The organism is Arthrobacter sp. P1_B11, assembly GCF_056406715.1.
Genome location: NZ_JBFTZQ010000006.1, coordinates 128,681 through 150,550, shown reverse-complemented (window position 1 = coordinate 150,550; position 21,870 = coordinate 128,681). Strand labels below are relative to the sequence as shown.

The 21,870-nt window shown below is 67.3% G+C and carries 22 protein-coding genes; 2 read left to right on the top strand and 20 right to left on the bottom strand.

The annotated features are described in order from the left end of the window. Positions 1 to 2 precede the first annotated feature (2 nt). Complete coding sequence (locus tag AC1D14_RS07095) at positions 3 to 512, top strand: methylated-DNA--[protein]-cysteine S-methyltransferase (protein ID WP_230117644.1); 510 nt, start codon at positions 3 to 5, stop codon at positions 510 to 512. A gap of 323 nt (positions 513 to 835) precedes the next feature. Here AC1D14_RS07095 and AC1D14_RS07090 read toward each other — a convergent pair whose 3' ends face one another. The 10 genes from AC1D14_RS07090 to argC all read right to left on the bottom strand — a co-directional run bounded on the left by AC1D14_RS07090 (position 836) and on the right by argC (position 11,032). Continuing rightward, a complete protein-coding gene (locus AC1D14_RS07090) occupies positions 836 to 1,567 on the bottom strand; it encodes a maleylpyruvate isomerase family mycothiol-dependent enzyme (protein ID WP_230117632.1) in 732 nt (243 codons plus the stop codon). A gap of 30 nt (positions 1,568 to 1,597) precedes the next feature. After that, complete coding sequence (locus AC1D14_RS07085; RefSeq protein WP_476968230.1) at positions 1,598 to 2,137, bottom strand: pyridoxine/pyridoxamine 5'-phosphate oxidase; 540 nt, start codon at positions 2,135 to 2,137, stop codon at positions 1,598 to 1,600. A gap of 148 nt (positions 2,138 to 2,285) precedes the next feature. After that, complete coding sequence (argH, locus tag AC1D14_RS07080; RefSeq protein WP_230117630.1) at positions 2,286 to 3,722, bottom strand: argininosuccinate lyase; 1,437 nt, start codon at positions 3,720 to 3,722, stop codon at positions 2,286 to 2,288. 5 nt (positions 3,723 to 3,727) lie between these two features. Then, complete coding sequence (locus AC1D14_RS07075) at positions 3,728 to 4,933, bottom strand: argininosuccinate synthase (protein ID WP_230117629.1); 1,206 nt, start codon at positions 4,931 to 4,933, stop codon at positions 3,728 to 3,730. A gap of 108 nt (positions 4,934 to 5,041) precedes the next feature. Further along, entirely contained in the window at positions 5,042 to 5,578 is a 537-nt protein-coding gene (locus tag AC1D14_RS07070; RefSeq protein ID WP_230117628.1) for an arginine repressor, read from the bottom strand. Beyond that, entirely contained in the window at positions 5,579 to 6,586 is a 1,008-nt protein-coding gene (gene argF, locus AC1D14_RS07065; RefSeq protein ID WP_230117627.1) for an ornithine carbamoyltransferase, read from the bottom strand. Next, entirely contained in the window at positions 6,583 to 7,851 is a 1,269-nt protein-coding gene (locus AC1D14_RS07060; protein ID WP_230117626.1) for an acetylornithine transaminase, read from the bottom strand. Before AC1D14_RS07060 ends, argF begins: the two co-directional genes overlap by 4 nt. Beyond that, on the bottom strand, positions 7,848 to 8,807 hold the full coding sequence (argB, locus tag AC1D14_RS07055) for an acetylglutamate kinase (protein WP_476968229.1): 960 nt from the start codon (positions 8,805 to 8,807) through the stop codon (positions 7,848 to 7,850). Before argB ends, AC1D14_RS07060 begins: the two co-directional genes overlap by 4 nt. Before the next feature lie 30 nt (positions 8,808 to 8,837). Next, positions 8,838 to 10,004 carry a bifunctional glutamate N-acetyltransferase/amino-acid acetyltransferase ArgJ gene (gene argJ / locus AC1D14_RS07050; RefSeq protein WP_230117624.1) on the bottom strand — a complete coding sequence of 389 codons (1,167 nt, stop codon included), beginning with the start codon at positions 10,002 to 10,004 and terminating at the stop codon, positions 8,838 to 8,840. Continuing rightward, positions 10,001 to 11,032 (bottom strand): N-acetyl-gamma-glutamyl-phosphate reductase, encoded by a 1,032-nt coding sequence (gene argC / locus AC1D14_RS07045; RefSeq protein ID WP_230117623.1) that lies wholly within the window; start codon positions 11,030 to 11,032, stop codon positions 10,001 to 10,003. The genes argJ and argC overlap by 4 nt, the downstream gene beginning before the upstream one ends. 158 nt (positions 11,033 to 11,190) lie before the next feature. Here argC and AC1D14_RS07040 point away from each other — a divergent pair, with 158 nt between their 5' ends. Continuing rightward, the gene (locus AC1D14_RS07040) at positions 11,191 to 12,279 is read left to right on the top strand and encodes a fatty acid desaturase family protein (protein WP_230117622.1); all 1,089 of its coding nucleotides are present in this window, start codon (positions 11,191 to 11,193) and stop codon (positions 12,277 to 12,279) included. A gap of 27 nt (positions 12,280 to 12,306) precedes the next feature. Here AC1D14_RS07040 and AC1D14_RS07035 read toward each other — a convergent pair whose 3' ends face one another. The 10 genes from AC1D14_RS07035 to AC1D14_RS06990 form a co-directional block, all read right to left on the bottom strand. Beyond that, a complete protein-coding gene (locus tag AC1D14_RS07035; RefSeq protein WP_230117621.1) occupies positions 12,307 to 13,404 on the bottom strand; it encodes an alanine racemase in 1,098 nt (365 codons plus the stop codon). A 65-nt stretch (positions 13,405 to 13,469) separates the two neighbouring features. Beyond that, positions 13,470 to 14,282 carry a DeoR/GlpR family DNA-binding transcription regulator gene (locus AC1D14_RS07030; protein ID WP_476968228.1) on the bottom strand — a complete coding sequence of 271 codons (813 nt, stop codon included), beginning with the start codon at positions 14,280 to 14,282 and terminating at the stop codon, positions 13,470 to 13,472. Positions 14,283 to 14,344: 62 nt separating this feature from the next. Further along, positions 14,345 to 15,034: an SDR family NAD(P)-dependent oxidoreductase gene (locus AC1D14_RS07025; protein ID WP_476968227.1), complete on the bottom strand. Its 690-nt coding sequence runs from the start codon at positions 15,032 to 15,034 to the stop codon at positions 14,345 to 14,347. Continuing rightward, the gene (locus tag AC1D14_RS07020) at positions 15,031 to 16,350 is read right to left on the bottom strand and encodes a sialidase family protein (RefSeq protein ID WP_476968226.1); all 1,320 of its coding nucleotides are present in this window, start codon (positions 16,348 to 16,350) and stop codon (positions 15,031 to 15,033) included. Before AC1D14_RS07020 ends, AC1D14_RS07025 begins: the two co-directional genes overlap by 4 nt. A gap of 3 nt (positions 16,351 to 16,353) precedes the next feature. After that, a complete protein-coding gene (locus AC1D14_RS07015) occupies positions 16,354 to 17,130 on the bottom strand; it encodes an HpcH/HpaI aldolase family protein (protein WP_230117617.1) in 777 nt (258 codons plus the stop codon). Between the two features lie 87 nt (positions 17,131 to 17,217). After that, positions 17,218 to 18,207: an aldo/keto reductase gene (locus tag AC1D14_RS07010; protein ID WP_230117616.1), complete on the bottom strand. Its 990-nt coding sequence runs from the start codon at positions 18,205 to 18,207 to the stop codon at positions 17,218 to 17,220. 51 nt (positions 18,208 to 18,258) lie between these two features. Next, the gene (locus tag AC1D14_RS07005) at positions 18,259 to 19,089 is read right to left on the bottom strand and encodes an ATP-binding cassette domain-containing protein (protein ID WP_476968225.1); all 831 of its coding nucleotides are present in this window, start codon (positions 19,087 to 19,089) and stop codon (positions 18,259 to 18,261) included. Then, positions 19,082 to 19,999 carry an ABC transporter ATP-binding protein gene (locus AC1D14_RS07000; RefSeq protein WP_230117614.1) on the bottom strand — a complete coding sequence of 306 codons (918 nt, stop codon included), beginning with the start codon at positions 19,997 to 19,999 and terminating at the stop codon, positions 19,082 to 19,084. Before AC1D14_RS07000 ends, AC1D14_RS07005 begins: the two co-directional genes overlap by 8 nt. Before the next feature lies 1 nt (position 20,000). After that, positions 20,001 to 20,936: an ABC transporter permease gene (locus tag AC1D14_RS06995; protein ID WP_230117613.1), complete on the bottom strand. Its 936-nt coding sequence runs from the start codon at positions 20,934 to 20,936 to the stop codon at positions 20,001 to 20,003. Further along, positions 20,933 to 21,868, bottom strand: coding sequence for an ABC transporter permease (locus AC1D14_RS06990; RefSeq protein WP_476880867.1), 936 nt, complete (start codon positions 21,866 to 21,868; stop codon positions 20,933 to 20,935). The genes AC1D14_RS06995 and AC1D14_RS06990 overlap by 4 nt, the downstream gene beginning before the upstream one ends. Between the last annotated feature and the right edge of the window lie 2 nt (positions 21,869 to 21,870).

Sequence of the window (21,870 nt, the reverse complement as noted above, 5' to 3'; positions counted from 1 at the left end):
ACATGAATGCGCAGCTGCTCACCATGACCACGCCGGACGGCCCATTCACGATCATCGCCCGCGACGGCGTTGTGCTGGCTTCGGGCTGGACCGCCGATTCGGGCGAACTCACCGGGCAGATCCATCCGGAGCTGCAGCCCGTGGCGTACGACAGCGTGGACGACCTCGGCCCCATCTCCTCCGCGGTGGAAGCCTTCTACGCCGGGGATCCTGTTCCGGCCATGAGCGTGCCGGTGCTGCAGAAGTCAGGCCCGTTCCGCGCCCATGCCTGGGATGTGCTGCGCACCGTCAGCCCCGGCGCGCCGGTGACGTACACCGAATACGCGGTGCTGTCCGGCAACGCCAAAGCGGTCCGCGCCGCGGCCAGCGCGTGCGCCTTCAACGCTGCGGCCCTTTTCGTGCCGTGCCACCGTGTGGTCCGCACCGACGGCACGTTGGGCGGTTTCCGGTGGGGGCTGCGGATCAAGGAAAGCCTGCTGGCCCGTGAAAAAGAGGCCCTCACCCGGACCTAGGTCTTAGGCGGCTATCGGCCCGGTGGGGCGTGCGCGTTTGTGGGCCTTGGCTTGGTGCCGGAGTTCGCGTCTCTGGCGGGTTTGAGGCTGTGGCATTTCCGGACCCTGAACGCCGCGCTGCCGGCATCGCCGGAGTCACCGGCGGGCTCAAACGCGACGGCGATCCGGGCCTGAGTGGCAGCCGCCGCGGACTTAAGATCCTCCAGCTCCCGCAACTGGTCAATCATGGTGCCGCTACTGGCTTCTGGTTGCCGTCCATAACCAGAGTCTGCCAGCGACCCCTGACAAAAATGCGATAGGGCGGGCAAGGGTCCAGCATCCGGCTAGTGCGGCACTCCCGAGGGCCAAGGAAGCAGCTCCGGCAGGTCCACTCCGTCGGCGGCTGCCGAGGCACGCAGGCTGCCCAACGAAGGTTCGCGCCCGGCCAGCCACGCAGCGATATCCGTGACCATCCCGCTGATCACCGTGGAACGCCCGCCGGCTCCGATGGCCACGGGCGGCAGGCCCAGCGGCTGGAGCACAAACTTCTGCCCCTCCGGAACCCGTGCCGTCAGGAAGTCGAACAGATGCTCGCAGAAAAGCCTGCTCCACGCTTCAGGGCCAGGACCCGTGCCGAGGTCCGAGGCATGGATCACGAGTTCGCGCCAGAGGGCGCGGCCGCCGTCGAAGACCACTCCCCCGCGGTAGGCGATGGGGACCTGCCAACCGGCGGCATCCAGCGCGTCGAAGGCCCGGAGCGCCCGTTCCAGCGCGGCGTCCAGGTCGGCGCGGTGTTCATCGATGCTGTGCCCCGCGGCCATCCCGATCGCCTTCGTGCGGCCCTCGTAGCCGCCGTCGTACAACTCCACGGAAGCGCCGCGAGCGGCGAACTCCAGCTGTCGGGCCATCGCGTTCGAGATCCCGGTGATGTGGGCCAGAACATGTCCCCGTGTCCAGCCCGGAAGTTTCGACGACGCCGGGACGTCATCAGCGGTGAGTTTTGCCGCCTGGGAGGCAACGGCGTCGGCCGCTTTGTGCAGTTCCGTGAGTACTGTCTCAGGTGTGATTGCGGTCATACGGCAATCGTAGCGGACGGTTAATCGGCCTTAACGCAGCTCGGCGTTCCCCGCCGGCCGGTAGAAGTGCCTGATGTGCCTGCGGTCGTGCCGGGCCTGCCAGAACTCGATCTCCAGAGGCTGGATGGCGTAAAGCTGCCAGTCCGGATTGTGGCTGCCGTCCGCCGCTGGCCGGGCGTCCCAGTCCGCCGCCGATGCCTCCGCGGACAGCTCCACCGCGTGGCCAACCACACGGACCTGCCTGCCCTGCAGCGGCCAGTAGAAGTTCAGCGCGGCCCTGGGGTTCGCCGATAGTTCCCTCCCCTTGCGTGAGGTACGGGACGTCGCGATGTGCCAGCCGTCGTCGTCGATGTCTTTCAGGATCAGCATCCGGGACGACGGCTGGCCGTCGGAATCCGCCGTGGCCAGGCTGCACGCATGCGGCTGCCGCTCCCCGGCATCCAGGGCAGCCGCCAGCCACTTCCGGAACAGCTCGGCCGGGTCCGCGGGGGCAGTAGCCGCATCAAAGTCCGGAAGGTTTTCGGGGAAATCCGGCAGGGCACGCAATTGCCGGCGGAAGGATTCGCTCATGGCGCCATGGTAGCGGGGAGTTTTCGCTCGTTAACGCGCAACGCTCTCTCACTTTTCGCAGGAAAATCGGCAACGCTCTCTCCCTTTCTTGAGGAAAGTGAGAGAGCGTTGCCCAAAAAGCTGCAGGAAGTGAGAGAGCGTGCGGCTGTTAGCCGGCGTACTCCCGCACACCGGCGAGCTCGGCTTCCAGCGCACCAAGCTGGCGTTCGACGGCGGCCGGTGCCGTGCCGCCCTGCGAGTTGCGGCTGTTGAGCGAACCCTCGGTGCTGAGGACTGTGCGGACCTCCGGCGTCAGGTGCTCCGAGATGGCGGCGTATTCCTCATCCGTAAGGTCCCAGAGCTCGACGCCGCGGCCTTCGGCCTGCTTCACCGCGGCGCCGGAGAGCTCATGCGCCTCGCGGAACGGGACGCCCTGGCGGACCAGCCATTCGGCAATGTCGGTGGCCAGCGCGAAGCCCTGCGGTGCCAGCGACTCCATCCGTTCGGTGTTGAACTTCAGCGTCGCGATCATGCCGGAGACTGCCGGGAGCAGGAGCTCCAGCGTGTCGGCGGCGTCGAACACCGGCTCTTTGTCCTCTTGGAGGTCGCGGTTGTACGCGAGCGGCAGTCCCTTGAGCGTGGCCAGCAGCCCGGTCAGGTTGCCGATCAGCCGGCCGGCCTTGCCGCGTGCCAGTTCAGCCACGTCCGGGTTCTTCTTCTGCGGCATGATCGAGGAGCCCGTGGAGTAGGAATCATGCAGCGTGACGAAGGAAAACTCCTTCGTGGCCCACAGGATCACTTCCTCCGAGACACGCGAGAGGTCCACGCCGATCATGGCGGTCACCCAGGCGAACTCAGCGAAGACATCGCGGGAGGCGGTGCCGTCGATCGAGTTGTGCGTTGCCGAGAAGAAGCCCAAGTCCGCAGCAACAGCTTCCGGGTCCAGGCCCAGCGAGGAGCCCGCAAGAGCGCCGGAGCCGTAGGGCGAAACGCCGGCGCGTTTGTCCCAGTCCTGCAGCCGCTGGACATCGCGCAGCAGCGCCCAGGCGTGGGCCAGCAGATGGTGGCTGAGCAGGACCGGCTGCGCGTGCTGGAGGTGCGTGCGGCCAGGCATGGCCACGCCCCGGTGCGCCTTGGCCTGCTCCACGAGAGCATCGATGGTGGCCAGGACTCCTCGGGCAATGATCCGGGCGTGGTCGCGCAGGAACATGCGGCCGAGGGTGGCCACCTGGTCGTTGCGTGACCGGCCGGCGCGGAGCTTGCCGCCCAGCTGGGTGCCGGCGCGCTCGATCAGGCCCCGTTCCAGCGAGCCGTGCACGTCCTCGTCGGACTCCGCGGCCGTGTAGGCGCCGGAGGCGACGTCCGCGTCCAGCTGCTTGAGGGCCGCGAGCATGCCCTCCAGCTCGGCATCGTCCAGGAGGCCTGCCTTGTGCAGCACGCGTGCGTGCGCCACCGAGCCGGCAATGTCGTAACGGGCCAGGCGCCAGTCAAAGTGCGTTGACTTGCTCAGCGCTGCCAGGGCGTCTGCGGGGCCGCCGGCAAAGCGGCCGCCCCACAGGGCTCCAGTGTTCGTTGCTTCCGATTTGGTGGTTTCCTGCTCAGCCACAGGGGCTACTTTCCGGCGACGCGGAGGTCGCGGCCGGAGGCAACCTTGGCGGACATGCCCCACAGTTCGATGAAGCCGCGGGCCATCGACTGGTCGAAGGTGTCGCCGGTGTCGTACGTGGCGAGGTCGAAGTCGTAAAGCGAGGTCTCGGAGCGGCGGCCGTTGACGATCGCCTGGCCGCCGTGCAGCACCATGCGGATGTCGCCGGAGACATACTTCTGGGTGTCCTCGATGAAGGCGTCCAGGGAGCGCTTGAGCGGGGAGAACCACTGGCCGTCGTACACAAGCTCGGCCCAGCGCTGGCCAACGGTGGCCTTGAAGCGTGCCTGTTCGCGCTCGATGGTGATGTCTTCGAGGTGCTTGTGCGCGGTGATCAGCGCCATGGCACCAGGGGCCTCGTAGATTTCGCGGGACTTGATGCCCACGAGGCGGTCCTCGACGACGTCGATGCGGCCCACGCCCTGCGCGCCGGCGCGGCGGTTGAGTTCCTTGATGGCCTGCAGCGGGGTGACCTTGACGCCGTCGATCGCTACCGGCACGCCGGCTTCGAAGGAGATGGTGACCTCATCCGGGGCCGGCGGGAATTCCGGCGTGGCGGTGTAGTCGTAGATGTCCTTCGTGGGGGCGTTCCAGATGTCCTCGAGGTAGCCGGTTTCGACGGCGCGTCCCCAGACGTTCTGGTCGATCGAGTACGGGTTCTTCTTGGTGGTCTCGATCGGCAGTCCCTTTTCCTCGGCGAAGGCGATGGCCTTGTCCCGGGTCAGGGCAAGGTCACGGACCGGCGCGATGCACTTCAGGTCCGGGCCGAGGGTCTGGATGCCCACTTCGAAGCGGACCTGGTCGTTGCCCTTGCCGGTACAGCCGTGGGCCACGGTGGTGGCGCCGAATTCACGGGCAGCCTTGACCAGGTGCTTGACGATCACCGGGCGGGAGATGGCGGAGACCAGCGGGTAGTGGCCCTGGTAGAGGGCGTTGGCCTTCAGCGTGGGCACGCAGTATTCGTTGGCGAACTCGTCGCTCGCGTCCGCCACATAGGCTTCGACGGCACCGCAGCCCAGCGCGCGCTGGCGGATGGTCTCCAGCGATTCGCCGCCCTGTCCGACGTCGACCGCTACGGCGATGACCTCGGCGCCGGTGGCTTCACCGATCCAGCCGATGGCTACAGAAGTATCCAGGCCACCGGAGTAGGCCAGAACAATACGCTCAGTCACTTCACATGCTCCTTAGTTGTTTGGTTGAATTTGTTCGTCTGATGAAAGCCTGTCACACCCTTGTGCCGGGCCCAATTTTTGTACGTCGCTGCTGCTTCGGGCCGGCGGCTACGGGCTGGTGCCGGCTTCCTCCGCGAGCTGCAGAAACCGGGCGGCAAGGTCCGGTCCGCCCTGCGGATCCCGGGCGACCAGCAGCACGGTGTCGTCCCCCGCGATGGTGCCCAGGACGGACGGCATCACGGAATGGTCGATCGCGAGGGCCAGGAAATTCGCGGCCCCGGGCGGCGTGCGCAGCACGGCAATGTTGGCAGACGCTTCGGCCGTGACCAGGAGTTCGCCGCACAGCCTCGCCAGCCGTGCGTCAAGGATTTCCTGGCTGACTCCGCTCTTGGCCCCCCGCTCCCCGCCCTCGCCGGGCACGGCGTAGACCAGGACGCCTTCTTTACCGCGGACCCGGACGGCGCCCAGCTCCACGAGATCCCGCGACAGGGTTGCCTGCGTGACCTGCACCCCGTCGTCCGCGAGCAGCGCCGCCAGCTCCGCCTGGGAGCGCACGGACTCGCCGGTGAGGATCGCGGTGATCCGCGCCTGGCGGGCTGTCTTGGTGGCCGGGCTCGCGCCCGGCGACGGAGGCTGGACTGACAATTAGGCCTGCCCTGCCACCGGCGGCAGTCCCTCAACAACGGCCAGGCCCGACCGGTGCATGAGCCAGGCCATCAGCGCCTTCTGCGCGTGGAGCCGGTTTTCGGCCTCGTCCCAGACGATCGACTGCGGGCCGTCGATGACGGCCGCCGAGATCTCGTAGCCGCGGTACGCGGGAAGGCAGTGAAGCACGACGGCGTCTTCCGCCGCCTGTGCCATAGCCGCCTCATCGACGGAGTACTCGCGGAAAAGCTGCAGCCGGGCTTCCTTTTCGGCTTCCTGGCCCATGGAGACCCAGGTGTCCGTCGCGACGACGTCCGCTCCCTTGAGGGCTTCCCCGGCGTCCGTCGTGACGAGGACGGAGCCGCCGGTTTCCGCGGCGCGCTCCTGGGCCGCCGACACGATGCCCGCGGCTGGCAGGTAGCCTTCCGGCCCGGCGATGCGGACGTGCATTCCGGCGGTGACACCGGCCAGCAGGTAGGAATTGGCCATGTTGTTGGCGGCGTCGCCAAGGTAGGCCATGGTGAGCCCCTTGAGCTCGCCCTTGTGCTCCTTCACGGCCAGCAGGTCCGCCAGGAGCTGGCACGGGTGGTAGTCGTCGCAGAGGGCATTGATGACCGGCACCCGGGAGTTTTCCGCCATGGCGACGAGGCCCGAGTGGGCGCCCGTGCGCCACACGATGGTGGAGACCATGCGCTCAAGCACCTTGGCGGTGTCCTCCACTGATTCCTTGTGGCCGATCTGGGCCTCACCGGGGTTGATGATGAGGGCGTTTCCACCCATGTCCGCCACACCGGTGGCGAAGGAAACCCGGGTCCGGGTGGAGGTCTTGTCGAAGATCACGGCGACCGTCTGGCGGCCGCTGCCCTCTGCCGCGAAGGGCTGCGCGCTGTACGGCGCGGCCTTCAGTCGCATGGCGAGGTCCAGCACCTCGGCCTGCTCGGCAGGAGTCAGGTCGGTGTCCTTCAGGAAGTGGCGGATCTTGACGGATGATGTGGCTGGTGAAGTCACTGTGCTTCCTTTGCAGTGTGCAGGATGTCAGGAAGGGCGGCCAGGAAACGGTCCGCCTGCTCTTCCGTGAGGATCAGGGGCGGGGCCAGCCTGATGGTCCGCGGACCGGGGCTGTTGATGATGAACCCGGCATCCAGGCCGGCTGTCACGACGGCGGGGGCTACGTCCGCGTCCAGGTCGAAGCCGATGAGGAGGCCTTCGCCGCGGACTTCCGTGACGCCGTCGATTCCGGCCAGCCTCGAGCGGAGGTGTTCCCCCACGCTGCGGACGTTGTCCAGGACGTGCTGGTTTTCGATGGCGTGCAGGGTGGCCAGGGCGGCCGCCGTAGCCACCGGGTTCCCGCCGAACGTGGTGCCGTGCTGCCCGGCCGTCAGGAGCGCGGACGTTTCAGGGCCGAACGTGACCAGCGCTCCGATGGGGAACCCGCCGCCCAGGCCCTTGGCGAGGGTGACGGCGTCCGGCACGATGCCGGCGTCTGCACTGGCCAGCCATTTGCCGGTGCGTCCGATGCCGGTCTGGACTTCGTCTAGGATCAGCAGTGCGCCTGCCTTGGTGGTGGCTTCGCGTGCGGCCCGCAGGTAGCCGGCGGGCAGGGGGCGGACGCCGGCCTCGCCCTGGATCGGTTCGAGGAAGACAGCCGCCGTGGTTTCATCGATCGCCTCCACGAGGGCGTCGACGTCGCCGAACGGAATGTGGACCACGCCGCCGGGCAACGGTTCGAACGGCGCCCGGTACGCTTCCTTGGCGGTCAGGGCGAGGGCGCCCATGGTCCGGCCGTGGAAGGCGCCCTCCAGCGCGATGATCTTGGTCCGGGGCGTTCCGTTCCCGGCCGTACCGGAGCCGTTGTTCCGCCGGGCCAGCTTGAACGCGGCCTCGACGGCCTCCGTTCCGGAGTTCGCGAAGAACACCTTGGAACCGGCCGGCGCCTTGCTCAGTTCGAGCAGTTTTTCGGCCAGTGCGATCTGCGTGGGGCTGGTGAAGAAGTTGGAGACGTGGCCCAGGGTGGCAAGCTGGCTGGAGATCACCGACGTCACGAACGGGTGCGCGTGGCCCATGGCATTCACGGCGATGCCGCCGAGCAGGTCCAGGTACTCCTTGCCGTCGGCATCCCAGACCAGGCACCCGGCGCCGCGGACCAGGACACGCTGAGGGGTGCCGAACACTCCCATGAGCGAGGACGAGTAGCGGCTCAGCCACTCGGCTCCGGTCGTGTGGCCGCGGGTCTCGACCAGGTCGACCACCGGGGACTTTTCAATCTGGCTCATGCATTCACTTCCTCGTCCGGTACCACCTGCGTGCCAATGCCCGCGGTGGTGAAGGTTTCCAGCAACATGGAGTGCGGGAGGCGCCCGTCCACAATGTGCGCGCGCTCCACACCCTCATCGACGGCCTTCAGGCAGGCAGCCATTTTGGGGATCATCCCGGACTCCAGCCGCGGCAGCATCTCCCGCAGCTCCGAGGCCGTCAGCGACGAAATAAGCGATGACCTGTCCGGCCAGTTGGCATAGAGGCCTTCGACGTCGGTCAGGATCACCAGCTTGGAGGCGCCAAGGGCCGACGCGACGGCAGCGGCCGCAGTGTCCGCATTGACGTTGAGCACCTGTCCGGTGGTCTGGAACCGCCGAGCTCCTTCGTCATTGCTGTCCTCGTCAATGATTTCCGGAGCGACAGTGGAAATCACCGGGATCCGGCCTGCCGCGAGGATATCGACGATACCCTCCGGGTTGACACCAACGACTTCGCCGACGAGGCCCAGGTCCACTTCCTCGCCGTCCACGACCGTTCCGGTGCGGACGGCGCGCAGCAGACCGCCGTCCTCTCCGGACATGCCCACAGCGTACGGGCCGTGGGAATTGATCAGTCCCACTAGTTCGCGTCCCACCTGGCCGGTGAGGACCATGCGGACCACGTCCATGGCTTCGGGGGTGGTGACACGCAGGCCGCCCTTGAACTCGGACTCGATGCCCAGGCGGCTGAGCATGGCGTTGATCTGCGGGCCGCCGCCGTGCACCACCACGGGGTGGATGCCCACATGGTGCAGGAACACGACGTCTTCGGCGAAGGCCCGGCGCAGTTCGTCGTTGACCATGGCGTTGCCGCCGTATTTGATCACCATGGTGGTTCCGGCAAAGCGCTGGATCCACGGCAGGGCCTCGATCAGTGTGCCGGCTTTGTCCTGGGCGTCACTCATGGACGTGGTCGCGCGGGTCTGGGTGTTCATGCTGCTGTTCTCCAGGGGTGGCTGGTGGATCTAGCTTGAGTACGCGCTGTTTTCGTGGACGTAGTCGTGCGTGAGGTCGTTGGTCCAGATGGTGGCTTCCGCGCCGCCTGCCTGCAGGTCGATCTCCACGAGCACCTCGCGCGGTTCGAGGTCCACGAGCTTGCGGTCCTGGCCGATGCTGCCGTTCTGGCAGATCTGGATGCCGTTCATGGAGACGTTGAGCTCGTCCGGCTCGAAGGCGGCGTCGGTGGTTCCGACGGCGGACAGGACACGGCCCCAGTTCGGGTCCTTGCCGAAGATGGCGGCCTTGAAGAGGTTGGACCTGCCCACCGCGCGGCTGACGGTTTCGGCGTCGCGTTCGCTGGCGGCATTGAAGGTCCGGATGGCGATGTCGTGGCTTGCACCTTCTGCGTCGCCGATCAGCTTGCGGGCCAGCTCGGCGCACACCTGGGTGAGGCCGTCGCCGAAGGTCTCCGCGGACGGCACGGCGCCGGAGGCGCCGGAAGCCAGCAGCACCACGGTGTCGTTGGTGGACATGCAGCCGTCGGAGTCAGCACGGTCGAAGGTGACGCGCGTGGCGTCTCGGAGGACGACGTCGAGCATTTCAGCTTGGACATCCGCGTCAGTGGTGAGCACCACCAGCATGGTGGCCAGCCCGGGCGCGAGCATACCGGCGCCCTTGGCGATGCCGCCGATGGTGAATTCGTTTCCCTCGGCGTCAACGCCGGTGAAGATTGCCTGCTTGGGAACCGTGTCCGTGGTCATGATGGCCGTTGCGGCGTCCGCACCGCCGTCCGCGCTCAGGGCGGCCGCCGCGGCGTCGATTCCCGGAACGATCTTGTCCATGGGCAGCTGCTCGCCGATCAGGCCGGTGGAACAGACGAACACGTCCGTGGCCGAAATGCCGAGGACTTCAGCCGTTTTCTCCGCGGTGGTGTGCGTGTTCTGGAAGCCCTGCGGCCCGGTGCAGGCGTTGGCGCCGCCCGAATTCAGGACAACGGCGTCCACCCGCCCGTCGGAGACCACCTGGCGCGACCAGTGGACGGGAGCGGCCGCCACGCGGTTCGACGTGAAAACCGCCGCGGCTGCCTTGGAGGGGCCGTCATTGACCACGAGCGCGAGGTCCGGATTCCCGGAGGCCTTGAGGCCGGCTTTGACGCCTGCGGCGCGGAATCCTTGGGGTGCGGTAACAGTCACGGGGCAACTCCCTGCAGGTTGAGGCCGGCGGTTTCCGCCAGTCCGAGGGCAATATTCATGGACTGCACGGCTCCGCCTGCGGTTCCCTTGGTCAGATTGTCGATGGCACAGGTGACGATGACGCGGCCGGTGTGTTCGTCGAAGGCCAGCTGCATGGCGGCGTGGTTGGACCCCTGCACGGACTTGGTGGAGGGCCACTGACCCTCCGGGAGCAGGTGGACGAACGGTTCGTCGTCGTAGGCCTCGGCCCAGGCGCGACGCAGCTCCTCGGCCCCAATGCCGGGCTTGACCCTGGCCGTGGCCGTGGCCAGGATGCCCCGGCTCATCGGCGCCAGCGTGGGCGTGAAGGATACCGTCACGGACTCTCCCCCGGCGTTTGACAGTCCCTGTTCGATTTCCGGGGTGTGGCGGTGGCCGCCGCCCACGCCGTAAGGGCTCATGGACCCCATGACCTCGGCGCCGATCAGGTTTACCTTGGCGGCCTTGCCTGCCCCCGAGGTGCCCGAGGCGGCGACGATGACCACGTCCTCGCCCTGCAGCAGCCCGGCGGCGAAGCCAGGGGTGAGTGCCAGCAGGGCCGACGTCGGGTAGCAGCCGGGAACGGCGATCCGCCGGGCTCCCTTGAGCTTCTCGCGCTGGCCGGGCAGTTCCGGAAGTCCGTAAGGCCAAGTGCCGGCGTGCGCCGAGCCGTAGAACTTCTCCCATGCGGCGGCGTCCTCCAGGCGGTGGTCCGCTCCGGCGTCGATCACCACGGTGCCCTCAGGCAACTGGGCAGCGATTTCCGCCGACGCCCCGTGCGGGAGCGCCAGGAACACGACGTCGTGCCCGGACAGGTTCTCCACTGTGGTGTCCTCAAGAATCCTGCTCGCCAGGCCATGGAGATGTGGCTGCAGTTCGCCTAGTCTGGAACCGGCGTTGCTGTGCGCCGTGATGGCACCGATGGTGACGTCGGGATGCCCGGACAATAGGCGCAGCACCTCGCCGCCGGCATAGCCGCTCGCGCCGGAGACGGCAACAGAAATAGTCATGGGAACGACTATACAGCAAGAGTATGCATAGGTCCTGATATTTATGCATGACCTCGGTGCGCGCCGTAACAGCGTATGGTTGACAGAGGGTGATCCTGACCGCGCAGCCGAGTGTCGGCTGCAGCGTTGCCCGTAATCAGTTACGAGGCAAGCCGTCCATGACGCCCACCATCACTTCCGAGCGCCCGAAGTCGCGGGTCCGCCAAGCCAATCCGGTGACCCAAAGCTACTCGGACCTGCTTAAGTCCGTGCGCGCAGCCGGCCTGCTGGAACGGCGCCAAGGCTTCTACATCACCGTTTTCTCCAGCCTGGTGGTCCTCATGACCGCCACCTGGTTCGGCTTCGCGCTGATCGGGCAGAGCTGGTTCCAGCTCCTGATCGCTGCCGCTCTCGGCATCATCTGCACACAGCTGAGCTTCCTCGCCCATGAGGCAGGCCACCGCCAGATTTTCGCCTCCCGGCGCGCCAACGACTGGTCCGCCAGGCTGATTGCCACGTCTGTGGCCGGAATCAGCTACTCGTGGTGGGAGCAGAAGCACGGGGCGCACCACAACCACCCGAATGTCATCTCCAAGGACCCCGACATCGCCACCGGTGCCATCGCATTCCACACCGAAGCCGCTGCCGGCCGCCAGGGACCGCTTTCGTTCCTCACGCGCAAACAGGGCTGGTTCTTCTTCCCGCTGCTGTTCCTGGTGGGCCTGGGCTTGCAGATCGATTCGGTCCGCTTCATCTTCCGGCGCGCCAAGGTCACCCACCGCTGGGTGGAACTGCCCATCCTGCTGGTCAGGCTCAGCATCCTTCCCGTGCTCGCGTTTTCCTTCCTCCCGCTCGGGATGGCCTTCGCCTTCGTCGGCGTGCAGCTCGCCGTCTTCGGCTTTTACATGGGTGCCTCCTTTGCGCCAAACCACAAGGGCATGCCGGTTCTTCCGGCGGACAGCCGGGTGGACTTCCTGAGCCGTCAGGTCCTCACGTCCCGGAACATTTCCGGGGGCCGCTTCATGGACATCCTTCTCGGCGGGCTGAACCGCCAGGTGGAGCACCACCTCTTCCCGGACATGGCCCGGCCCCAGCTGCACAAGGCGACGGCGATCGTGCGCCAGTACTGCGACACCCACGGCATTCCCTTCACCGAGACCACGCTGACGGCCTCCTACGGCATCATCGTGCGCTACCTCAACGACGTGGGCCTTGCAGCCGGCCGCCGCTTTGAGTGCCCCATGGCCACGGTCACGCGGCGCTACTAGGAACCGCACCCTGAGGCACGGCCATCCTCAGGTGTTCTTGCCGCGGGCCGCAACGGTCCACCGGCCAGTGAACACCCCGCCGCTGACCAGGCTCGCCTCGTCCACCAGGTTGATGGTCAGGCATACGTGGTTGGGGACCACCCTGAGCCGCCGTCCGAGCGCCGGCATTGGAGTGCCGTCGGGCCACTCCACCGTGGCGTGGTGTTCGGACAGCGACGTGATCCTGGCACCGGGATAGTCGAGCAGGCGGCCGTAGCCGCTGGCCCACGCCGCGCGGTCGCTCCCCAGGATCTTGCTGCCGGCATCCATGATGAACCGCCCAGGCTCGCCTGGACCCGTCCTGTGATGGCTGACCACCGTACTCGCAACCGTCAGCGCGATGCTCTCTGGCGTGCACCGCTCAAGCTCCAGCTGCTGGGCATCACCGAAAACGTAGACGCCCGGCCGCAGTTCGGTAGCTGCTGTGTCTCCTCCCACCAAGGCGGTCGGAGTGGAGCCGCCGCTAATTTCTGACACGTTGAACCCCTCCGCCGCCATGCGCGTGGCCGCCCGGATCAGCGCTTCATCCTCCTGCCGGGCCGCTGCCGCAGGCATCCCGGGCGCATAGCTGTGGCCGGGAAACGTGAAGACGCCGACAACCTCCAGCCCGGCGTCCGCGGCCGCGCGGGCAACGCCTGCGGCTTCGTCAGGATGGACTCCGCTTCGGTGGTGTCCGCTGTCGATCTCCACGCGAACGGCAATGTTGCCGGCGTCCGTTCCGAGGTTTTGTCCCATGAACGCCGCGCTCTCCGCAGAGTCCACACCGACGGTGATGCGGGCTTGGGCCGAAAGGCGGCGCAGCCGTTCTGCCTGACCCTGGGTTACCCACAGCGGGTAGGCGATGAAGATGTCCTTCACCCCGCCGTTGGCAAAGACTTCCGCCTCGCCGATCGTGGCCACGGTGAGCCCCACTGCTCCTGCCGCGAGTTGCCTGGCCGCTACCTCGAGGATCTTGTGTGTCTTGGCGTGCGGGCGAAGCTTCACTCCGCGGGCACGGGTGGCGGCGGCCATCCGTGCGATGTTGCGGTCCAGCACGTCCACATCGATCATCACTTCCGGCGTGGTGATTTCATCGGGAATGCACATTCAGGGACCTCGGATTCTGCGATGGATGGTTCATGTGGCCGTGGTGCGCGTCTGCGCCTGCGGCCCTAACTGACACGTTTCGCGGGGGCGGGGCCAGCGGCTCCGTTGTCGCCAACGTCCACAAGCTGAACGGTGGCGCCCGTTTTGCGGAACAGCTGGATCTGGAATGCATCGGCGTGGCTGTCAGTCACCAGCGTCCAGGGAAGGGGAATCCGCGCCCAGGCGTGGAAGGGCCTTTTGCCCAGCTTGGTGGAGTCGGCAAGGACATAGACAGTGTCACCGCGCCGTGCCATGAGTTCTTTGAGCCTGGTCTGGGCATGGTCTGCCTCGCACAGTCCGTCCTCGGCCGTCACGGCATCTGCGCTCAGGAAGACCCTGTCGAAGCTCATGCGTTCGAGCGCGGCTTCGGCGAGAGGACCGACGAACGTCTGGCTGACGCCGCGGAGTCTGCCGCCGAGGCAATCCACCTGCACGCCCGGCGAGTCAGCGAGTTCCTGCAGTGTGTTGATGCCGGGTGTTGCCACGGTCAGGTTGTTCCGCTCCCGGAGGGCGTGCGCGAGGGCGCCGACAGTAGAACCGCCGTCGAGCAGTATGCTTTCGCCGTCCTTAACCTCCGCGGCGGCCCAGGCCGCAATTGCCTGCTTTTGTTCGAAGGCCTCGCCGGTACGCTGACGCAGCGATGGTTCCGGATGCGCGCCCAGCGCAACGGCCCCTCCGTAGGTCCTGGCGAGCTTCCCCTGTTCGTTCAGCTGTGCCAGGTCCCGGCGGATCGTAGAGGCGGTCACGTTGAAGTGACGCGACAGCTCCTCCACAGAGGCCAGCCCTGTGGTGACGGCGAGGTGGTAGATCTCTTCTCGCCTGGCTTTGGCGGTGGTCATGTTCCGTTCTCCTTCGGGAAGGGCGCGCTGTCATCATGCCACGGGCAGGCCTGCCCGGCCTGCTACAGAGACGCGCCGCCGCAGATCACATAGTTCTGCCCGGTAATGGACTTGCCGTGCGGCCCGAGCAGGAAACCGGCCAGTGCCGCAACGTCTTCCGGATCCACCAGCCGGCCCAGGGCCGGGAGTTTCGGCGGCGTGGCCGACCTGCCGGGATCGTCGAGCATGGGTGTGTCCGTCGGGCCGGGAGAAAGGACATTGACGGTGATGCCTCGCGGGGCCAGTTCCTGCGCCCAGGTGCGGCCCATGCCAAGCAGCGCCGCCTTGGTGGCTGCGTACTGGCTTTTGCCGGGCGAACCCGTAGACGTTCTGCTGCCAATCAGCAGGACGCGGCCGCCGGCCGGCATCCGCGGCACGACGATGTTGGCCAGAGCGCTGGCGGCGGCCACGTGCACCGTGAACATACCGGCGAGCGCCTCCGGATCCAGGTCGCCCAGGACGGCGGTCCGCTGGAACCCGGCCGCATGCACCAGGGCGTCGACAGGGCTGACTCCGGCGACGGTTTCAGCCAGCGACGCCGGGTCCGAGAGGTCTGCCCGCAGCCACCGGAACCCTGGTCCCAGCGAAGTCTCGCTGCGGCTCAACCCGGTGACCGTCCAGCCGTCGGCCAGCAGTCGCTCGGCGATGGCCGTGCCGATGCCCGAACTGCAGCCGGTGACGACGGCGTGCCGCTCAGCCTGCGGACTGCTCACGAGTCCCCGCCGGGCGTCGCGGTCCCTTCGTAGGCCCACTGCGGGTCCACTCGCACGTACTTGATGGCCTGGCGGAAGTACGTGTAGGCGATGTTCAGCGCGCCGTCCGGGCCCTGATGGATGGACGGGTAGGAGTACTCGCGGTTCAGGCCGTCCCGGGAGTTGTTGGACAGGCAGTAGCCGTCGCCCACATCCAGGTTCCGCCGGACGGGCCAGCTGCGGCCGGAGTCCTCCGAAATCGCCAGCGTCATCGGCGAGCGCGGCGTGCCCCAGAAGGCCGTCCGCTCCCCGGCATCGGCGGGACCCGAACCGCGGGCCTGCACAGCCGGTCCCACCTGTGCGTCAGCGAGTTGCCCCTGTTCGTCGGCCAGCCCGTCGTCGTCGATCTCGTCGTAGAGCGAGAGCCGCCGTTCGGTGTTCTCCTCCGCCCTGGCGTGGTTGTAGACCAGCGCCAGCCGGCCGTCAGCCAGTGCCGTGAACTGGATGGAGGAGTTGTTGTTGGGCAGCTCGGTGGGGACCGGTTCACTCCAGGTGGTGCCGTCATCGGTGGAGCGGGACTCGTAGATCGAGTCCGCCCAGCGGCTGCGGAACAGCGCCAGCAGCGAACCGTCGGCCACCGGCTGGATGTTCATGTGGACGCAGCCCAGGCTCCCCGGCAGGACGTGCTCGCTCCAGCTGGCGCCGGCGTCGTCGGAAATCATGACGGCGCTGTCGTCACTATTGCCCACCCACTTTTCACCCGGGGTGGTGATGCAGCGGAAGATCGGGATGATCAGCCGGCCCGACGGCAGGACCACCGGCAGCTGCCGGACGAACACGCCGCCGGTTTCGTTGGCCGGGAACAGCGTCTCCACCGGACCCCACGTCCGGCCGCTGTCCTTGGAAGTCCGACGGCGGACCTCGGCGGTGTCCTGGTTGCCCGCCTTCTGCGCGGTGTAGAGCAGCCACAGCGAGCCGTCCGGTGCGGTGAACAGGATGGGGTTCTGCTCGGACCGGGTGCCGTCGTCGGAGAGCTGCTCCGCCGGGGACCATTGCGTGCTCCCCGGTTCGAGCGTGGAGAACCAGATGGAGATGTCCGGCACGCCCTCCTGGGTTCCGCCGAACCAGACACAGCCCAGGCGCCCGTCCGGCAGGGTCAGGAGGTTCGCGGCGTGGCTTTGCACGGTGGGCGCGGGCAGGTAAGCGAAGTCCGCGCCGTCGGCGTGCCTGACGCTGCCGTCGGGGGTGATGGAGCTGTACTCGGTGCCGTGCGTCGTGGGGGTGGGCGTCGTGGGGGTGGGCGTCGTGGGGGTGGGCGTCGTGGGGCTCGTGGACATGGATCAGTCCTTCGCGGTTGCGGCGGCCAGGTGGGCTTTGGCGGCCAGTTCCAGGTGGGTCAGGTCCGAGGCCACCGTGGTGAACGTGTAGCCCTGGCGGAGCCGTTGGGCGGCGATGTCGCCCGAGGCGGTGTGGATGCCGGCGGCCACGCCAGCCGAGGCCGCCGCTTCGGCGATCGTCTCCAGCGCGGCGTTGAACTCGGCGTCGATCGCGGGGTCGCCGGGGTACGCGCCGCCGACGGCGATGGCCAGGTCAGACGGGCCCACGTAGATGCCGTCGAGCCCGGGCGTCGCGCAGATTTCCTTGACGTTTTTCAGGCCGTCCGGCGTCTCGATCATCGCGAATACCAGGGTGGCGGCGTTGGCGTCGGCCGGAACCGGCCCGATCCGCAGGGCGGAGCGCATGGGCCCGTACGAGCGGCCGCCCATCGGCGGGTACTTGGCCGCAGCAACTGCCGCGGCGGCGTCCGCCGCCGTGTTCACCAGCGGCACGATCACGCCGACGGCGCCGGCGTCCAGGGCCTTTCCGATCGCGGTCAGGTTGTTGTCCTCAACGCGCACCATGCCGACGGCGGTGTGCCCGGCGTCGATGGCCATGAGGCCGCTGAGCACGCCCGAGTAGCCGAGCAGGCCGTGCTGCGCGTCGAGTGCCACATAGTCGTAGCCCAGACGGCCGATGCGCTCCGTGGCCACGGGTGCATCCAGCACGGCCCAGTAGCCGACCGCCTGTTCACGGGCGCGGATCTTACGGGCGAATTCGAGGGCCAGTTCCGATGTCATCTTTTTCTACCTTCAGTCATGTGTGTGGAGCGGTGCCGGATGTTTACGGGCCGGATATATAAGGGCCGGATTTGTATACAGGCCCGGTCAGCGGTTGTAGGCGGGCATGGGGCCGCGGAGCCCGGCGCCCACGGCGTCGCAGGCTTCGGACACGTCGGCTGGCAGCGGGCCCTTGGCCACGGCCGCGATATTGGCGCGGAGCTGTTCCACCTTGGATCCACCGAGCAGCATGGAGCCCACTCCGTCCCGGTACGCGAGCCAGCGCAGCGAGAGTTCCGCCAGAGTGACTCCGGCGTTCTCCGCAATGCCTGCCAGCGCGTTGACAGCTTCGAACAGCTGCTTGTCCCAGTAGCGCTGCGTGTACATGGCAGCGAGCTTGGAGTCGCCGAAACGGCCCTCGGAGGGCTTGGACTCGAAGCTGTGCTTTCCGGTGAGCAGGCCGCCGCCCAGGGGGTTGTAGACCATGGTGTGGACGTCGTGCGTGGCGGCGAATTCGAGGTATTCCTCCTCCACACGGCGGGCCACGAGGTTGTAGAGCTGCTGCGCCACCACCGGCCGCGGTGCGCCGACCTCTCGGGCCACATGGATGACGTCGGCGATCTGCCAGGCCGCGAAGTTGGAGACGCCCAGGGCGCCGATCTTGCCTTCGGCGGCGAGCTCGGCCACGGTGCGCAGGGTGTCGTGCAACGGCGTGGCACGGTCCGGCTGGTGCAGGTAGAACAGGTCAATGCTGTCCGCGCCGAGGCGCCGGAGGCTGCCCTCGACGCTGTTGCGCAGCCCCTCGGGTGACAGCGGCGAGTGCTGGCCATGGTCCGGGTGGGGCATGCCCGCCTTGGAGGCGAGGATGATGTTCTCCCGGCGGTCCTTGAGGAGCCGGGCCAGCATTTCCTCGGTGGCCCCGCCCACATAGGCGTTGGCGGTGTCAATCGTGGTGATGCCGGCGTCGAGGGCCTCGTCCACCATGCGGCCTGCGGTGGCCTCGTCGGCCGTATCACCAAAGGTCATGGTGCCCAGGACGAGCCGGGAGATGGGTAGCTTCAGGCCGTCCACCGGGGTGCCTGCTGGCTGCTTGCTCATGTGTTGCTTCCTCATGGTTGCGGTATCGGTTTTGGTCGGGTTCAGTTCAGTTCAGGCGCTGGTTTTCAGCGCCAGCGACGAGACAAGGTGGCGCGGCTTGAGCCCGCGCATGGTGGACGGGTCCAGTGCCGCGCGGCGGAGCCGGCGGGTGTAGTCCTCCTTCGGCGAGGTGAGCACCGAGGCGGTGGTTCCCGCTTCCACGAGCTTGCCGCGCTGCATCACCATGACGCTATCGCTGATCTCCTGCACCACGCCAAGGTTGTGCGAGATGAAGACGTAGGTGATGCCGGTTTCGTCCTGGATGGACTTCAGCAGCCGGAGTACCTGGGCCTGGACGGAGACGTCGAGCGCGCTGGTAGCCTCGTCACAGACCAGCAGTTCGGGCTTGGACGCCAGCGCGCGGGCGATGCCGATCCGCTGCCGCTGGCCGCCCGAGAATTCCGCGGGGTGCTTGTCCAGGGAATTTGCTGGCAGGCCCACCTGGTCGATGAGCTTCGCCGCGGCCTTGTTCCGCTCGGCCTTGGACCGGACGCCCTGCAGCTTCAGCGGCTCGGCCACAATTTCCTGCGCGGTGAGGTGCGGGTCCAGGGAGCCGTAGGGATCCTGGAACACCATCTGGAATTTGGAGCGGAGCGGGCGCAGCTTCGCCTCGCTGAGCGCGGCCAGGTCCGTTCCGTCCAGCTCGATCCGGCCGCTGGCCGGCGTCACCAGCCGCATCAGTGCCTTCGCGATGGTCGACTTGCCGCAGCCTGATTCACCGACGACGGCGATCGTCTTGCCCTTCTCCACCGAGAAGGAGACGTCGTCCACCGCCCGAAAGGTTCCGCCCGGCACGTGGTAGTCCACCACGAGGTTTTCGACGGAGAGGAACGGCTTACTCATGGCGGGCTCCAGTGTTGGTCAGGGCGGCGTCGGGCGTTGTGGTGGTGGCAGGAAGCCCTGGGGTTTCGTCCCAGGGACCCAGGACCGGCACGGCGGCCAGCAGGTCGCGGGTGTACTCCGTGGCGGGATGATCCACGATCTGCTGGACGTCTCCGGATTCCACGAAGGAACCGTCCTTCATCACATGGATCCGGTCCGAGATGAGCCGGGCCACGCCGAGGTCGTGCGTGATCATCAGGATGCCGATGCCGCGCTGTTCCTGGAGCTCCAGCAGGAGGTCCAGGATGCCGCCCTGCACGGTAACGTCCAAGGCGGAGGTGGGCTCGTCGGCCACGAGGAGCTGCGGTTCGCTGGCCAGGGCGATGGCGATCAGCACGCGCTGGAGCATGCCGCCGGAGAGTTGGTGGGGGTACTTCTTGAGCTGCTTTTCCGGCGTCGGGATGTGGACCTGTTCCAGAAGGCGGATGGCCCGGGCCTGGACGGCACCCTTGTCCGTGGAGGCGGCACCGGCGATCCTGATGGCTTCGGAGAGCTGGCTGCCGATCGAGTGCACCGGGCTCAGGGCGGTCATGGGGTCCTGGGGAATCAGCGCGAGCGTCTTGCCGCGGACCTTCTCGATGGCCTTGGGCTCGGCGATCACGTCCACTCCGTCGATCTTGACCGATCCGGACAGCACAGCGAGGTCCTCCGGCAGCAGCCGCAGGATGCCCATCGCCGTCGTCGATTTCCCGGAGCCGGACTCACCGATGATGGTGACGGTCTCGCCCCGGTGGATGCTGAAGCTCACGGAGTCCACGGCACGGATGATGCCGGCGTCGGTGATCAGCTCCACCTGGAAGTCACGGACCTCCAGCAGGGCCTGCTCCTTGTGGCCGGAGTCAGTGTGGCCTGCGTCTGTGTGTGCGTTCATGTCAGGCACCCTTCTTCTTGCGGCGGGGACGGTCGCGGAGGCCGTCACCCAGCAGGTTCACGCCCACCACCATGAGCACGATCACAAGGCCTGGCAGAGTGACCATCCACCACGAGGTGGTGATGTAGTCCTGGCCGTCGGAGATGATGCGGCCCCAGGTGGCGAACGGCCGCTGCGGGCCGGCGCCGAGGAAGCTGAGCGCGCTCTCGAGCAGCACGGCCTGGGCCAGGAGCAGGAGCACCACAAGGGTTGCCTGCTTGATGACGTTGGGGATGATGTGCTGGATCAGGATCTGGATCCTGTGCAGGCCCAGGATCCGGGCTGCCGAAACGTACGGTTTTTCGCGTTCCACGAGGACCATGGACCGGGTTAGGCGGGCCACTTCGGGCCATTGGGCGATGGCGATGACGCCAGTGATGACAGGAATTGACGGCCCGAAGAGGGCCACCACGAGCAGCAGCATCATCAGCAGCGGAAGGGACATCTGGGCTTCGAGGACGCGGGACACCACGGTGTCCACCCAGCCGCCGAAGTAGCCGGCGGCCGCGCCAAGGATGATGCCGATCGCGCCGGACACCACCACGGCCAGGACGCCGATGGTCAGTGACACCTGGCCGCCGTGCAGGACGCGGGAGAGCAGGTCGCGCCCCAGTTGGTCGGTGCCGAACAGGTGCCCGTCCATCAGGGGCGGGAGCCGGCGGGCCGAGAGGTCCTGGTGGTTGGCGTCCGGCAGGGGCAGGACCTGGGCCAGCAGGATGGGGATGATGACCAGGAGCGTGCAGAGGGCGCCGATCCGCATCTTCCATTTGGCGGAATTACGACGGCGGGTGGCGCCGGCCTTCGCGATCAGCGCCTTGGTGACGGCGCTGGGGGACGGTTTGCGCTCCGGGGTGCCGTCAGGCAGGCCGGCGGTCGGTGCTGCGGTGTCGAGGCTCATGCTGCTGCCGCCTTTCCAAGACGAACGCGGGGATCAAGAAGCGGGTAGGCGAGGTCGATGACCAGCTGGACGCCTACGGCCAGCAGGGCCGTGAGGAGGACTGTTGCCTGGATCAGGGGGTAGTCGCGGGTTTCGAGGGCACGGACGATCAAGGAACCGACGCCTGGCCAGGCGAACACCACTTCCACCACCACCACGCCGTTGAGCATGGCGGCGAAGCGGGTACCAAGTGCGGTGAAGACCGGAATAGCTGAGTTGCCCATGGCGTAGCGCCAGGTGAGGATCGAGTTCCGGATTCCCCGGGACCGGGCCACGGTGAGGTAGGGGGCCGCGAAGTTGGTGGTCATTTCCCGCCGTACCATCCGGGAGATCAGGGCGATCTGCAGGATGGCGATGGTGACGGTGGGCAGGACCAGCCCACCCCAGGTGGCGAACCCGGAGGCCGGGAAGATCGGAATGAGGACGGCGAATCCGGTGAGGAGCATGATGCCGGTCCAGAAGTCGGGCATGGACTGCCCTGCGATGGTCAGGACGTTCACGCCGAACTCGCTTTTGGTGTCTGGCCGCCGGGACATCCACACGCCCAGCGGGATGGCCACCACGGCGGTGAGGAGGATCGACGCCGTGGCGAGCGTCAGCGTGTAGGGCATCCGCTCGGCCACCACCTGGAGGGCCGGGGCCTGGAAGGAGTACGAGGTGCCGAGGTTGCCGGTGAACAGCTGCTGCAGGAAGATCCAGTACTGCTCCAGCACGGGGCGGTCCAGTCCGAACTGCTCGCGGACCCTGGCCAGCTGCTCGGTGGTGGCCAGCGGTCCGGCGTAGGAGACCGCAGGGTCGCCGGGGGCCAGACGGATAAGGATGAAGACGGTGGAAACGGTGAGGAACACGGTCAGCAGGCCTTGGCCCAGCCGTTTGAGGATGTAGTTCGTCATGA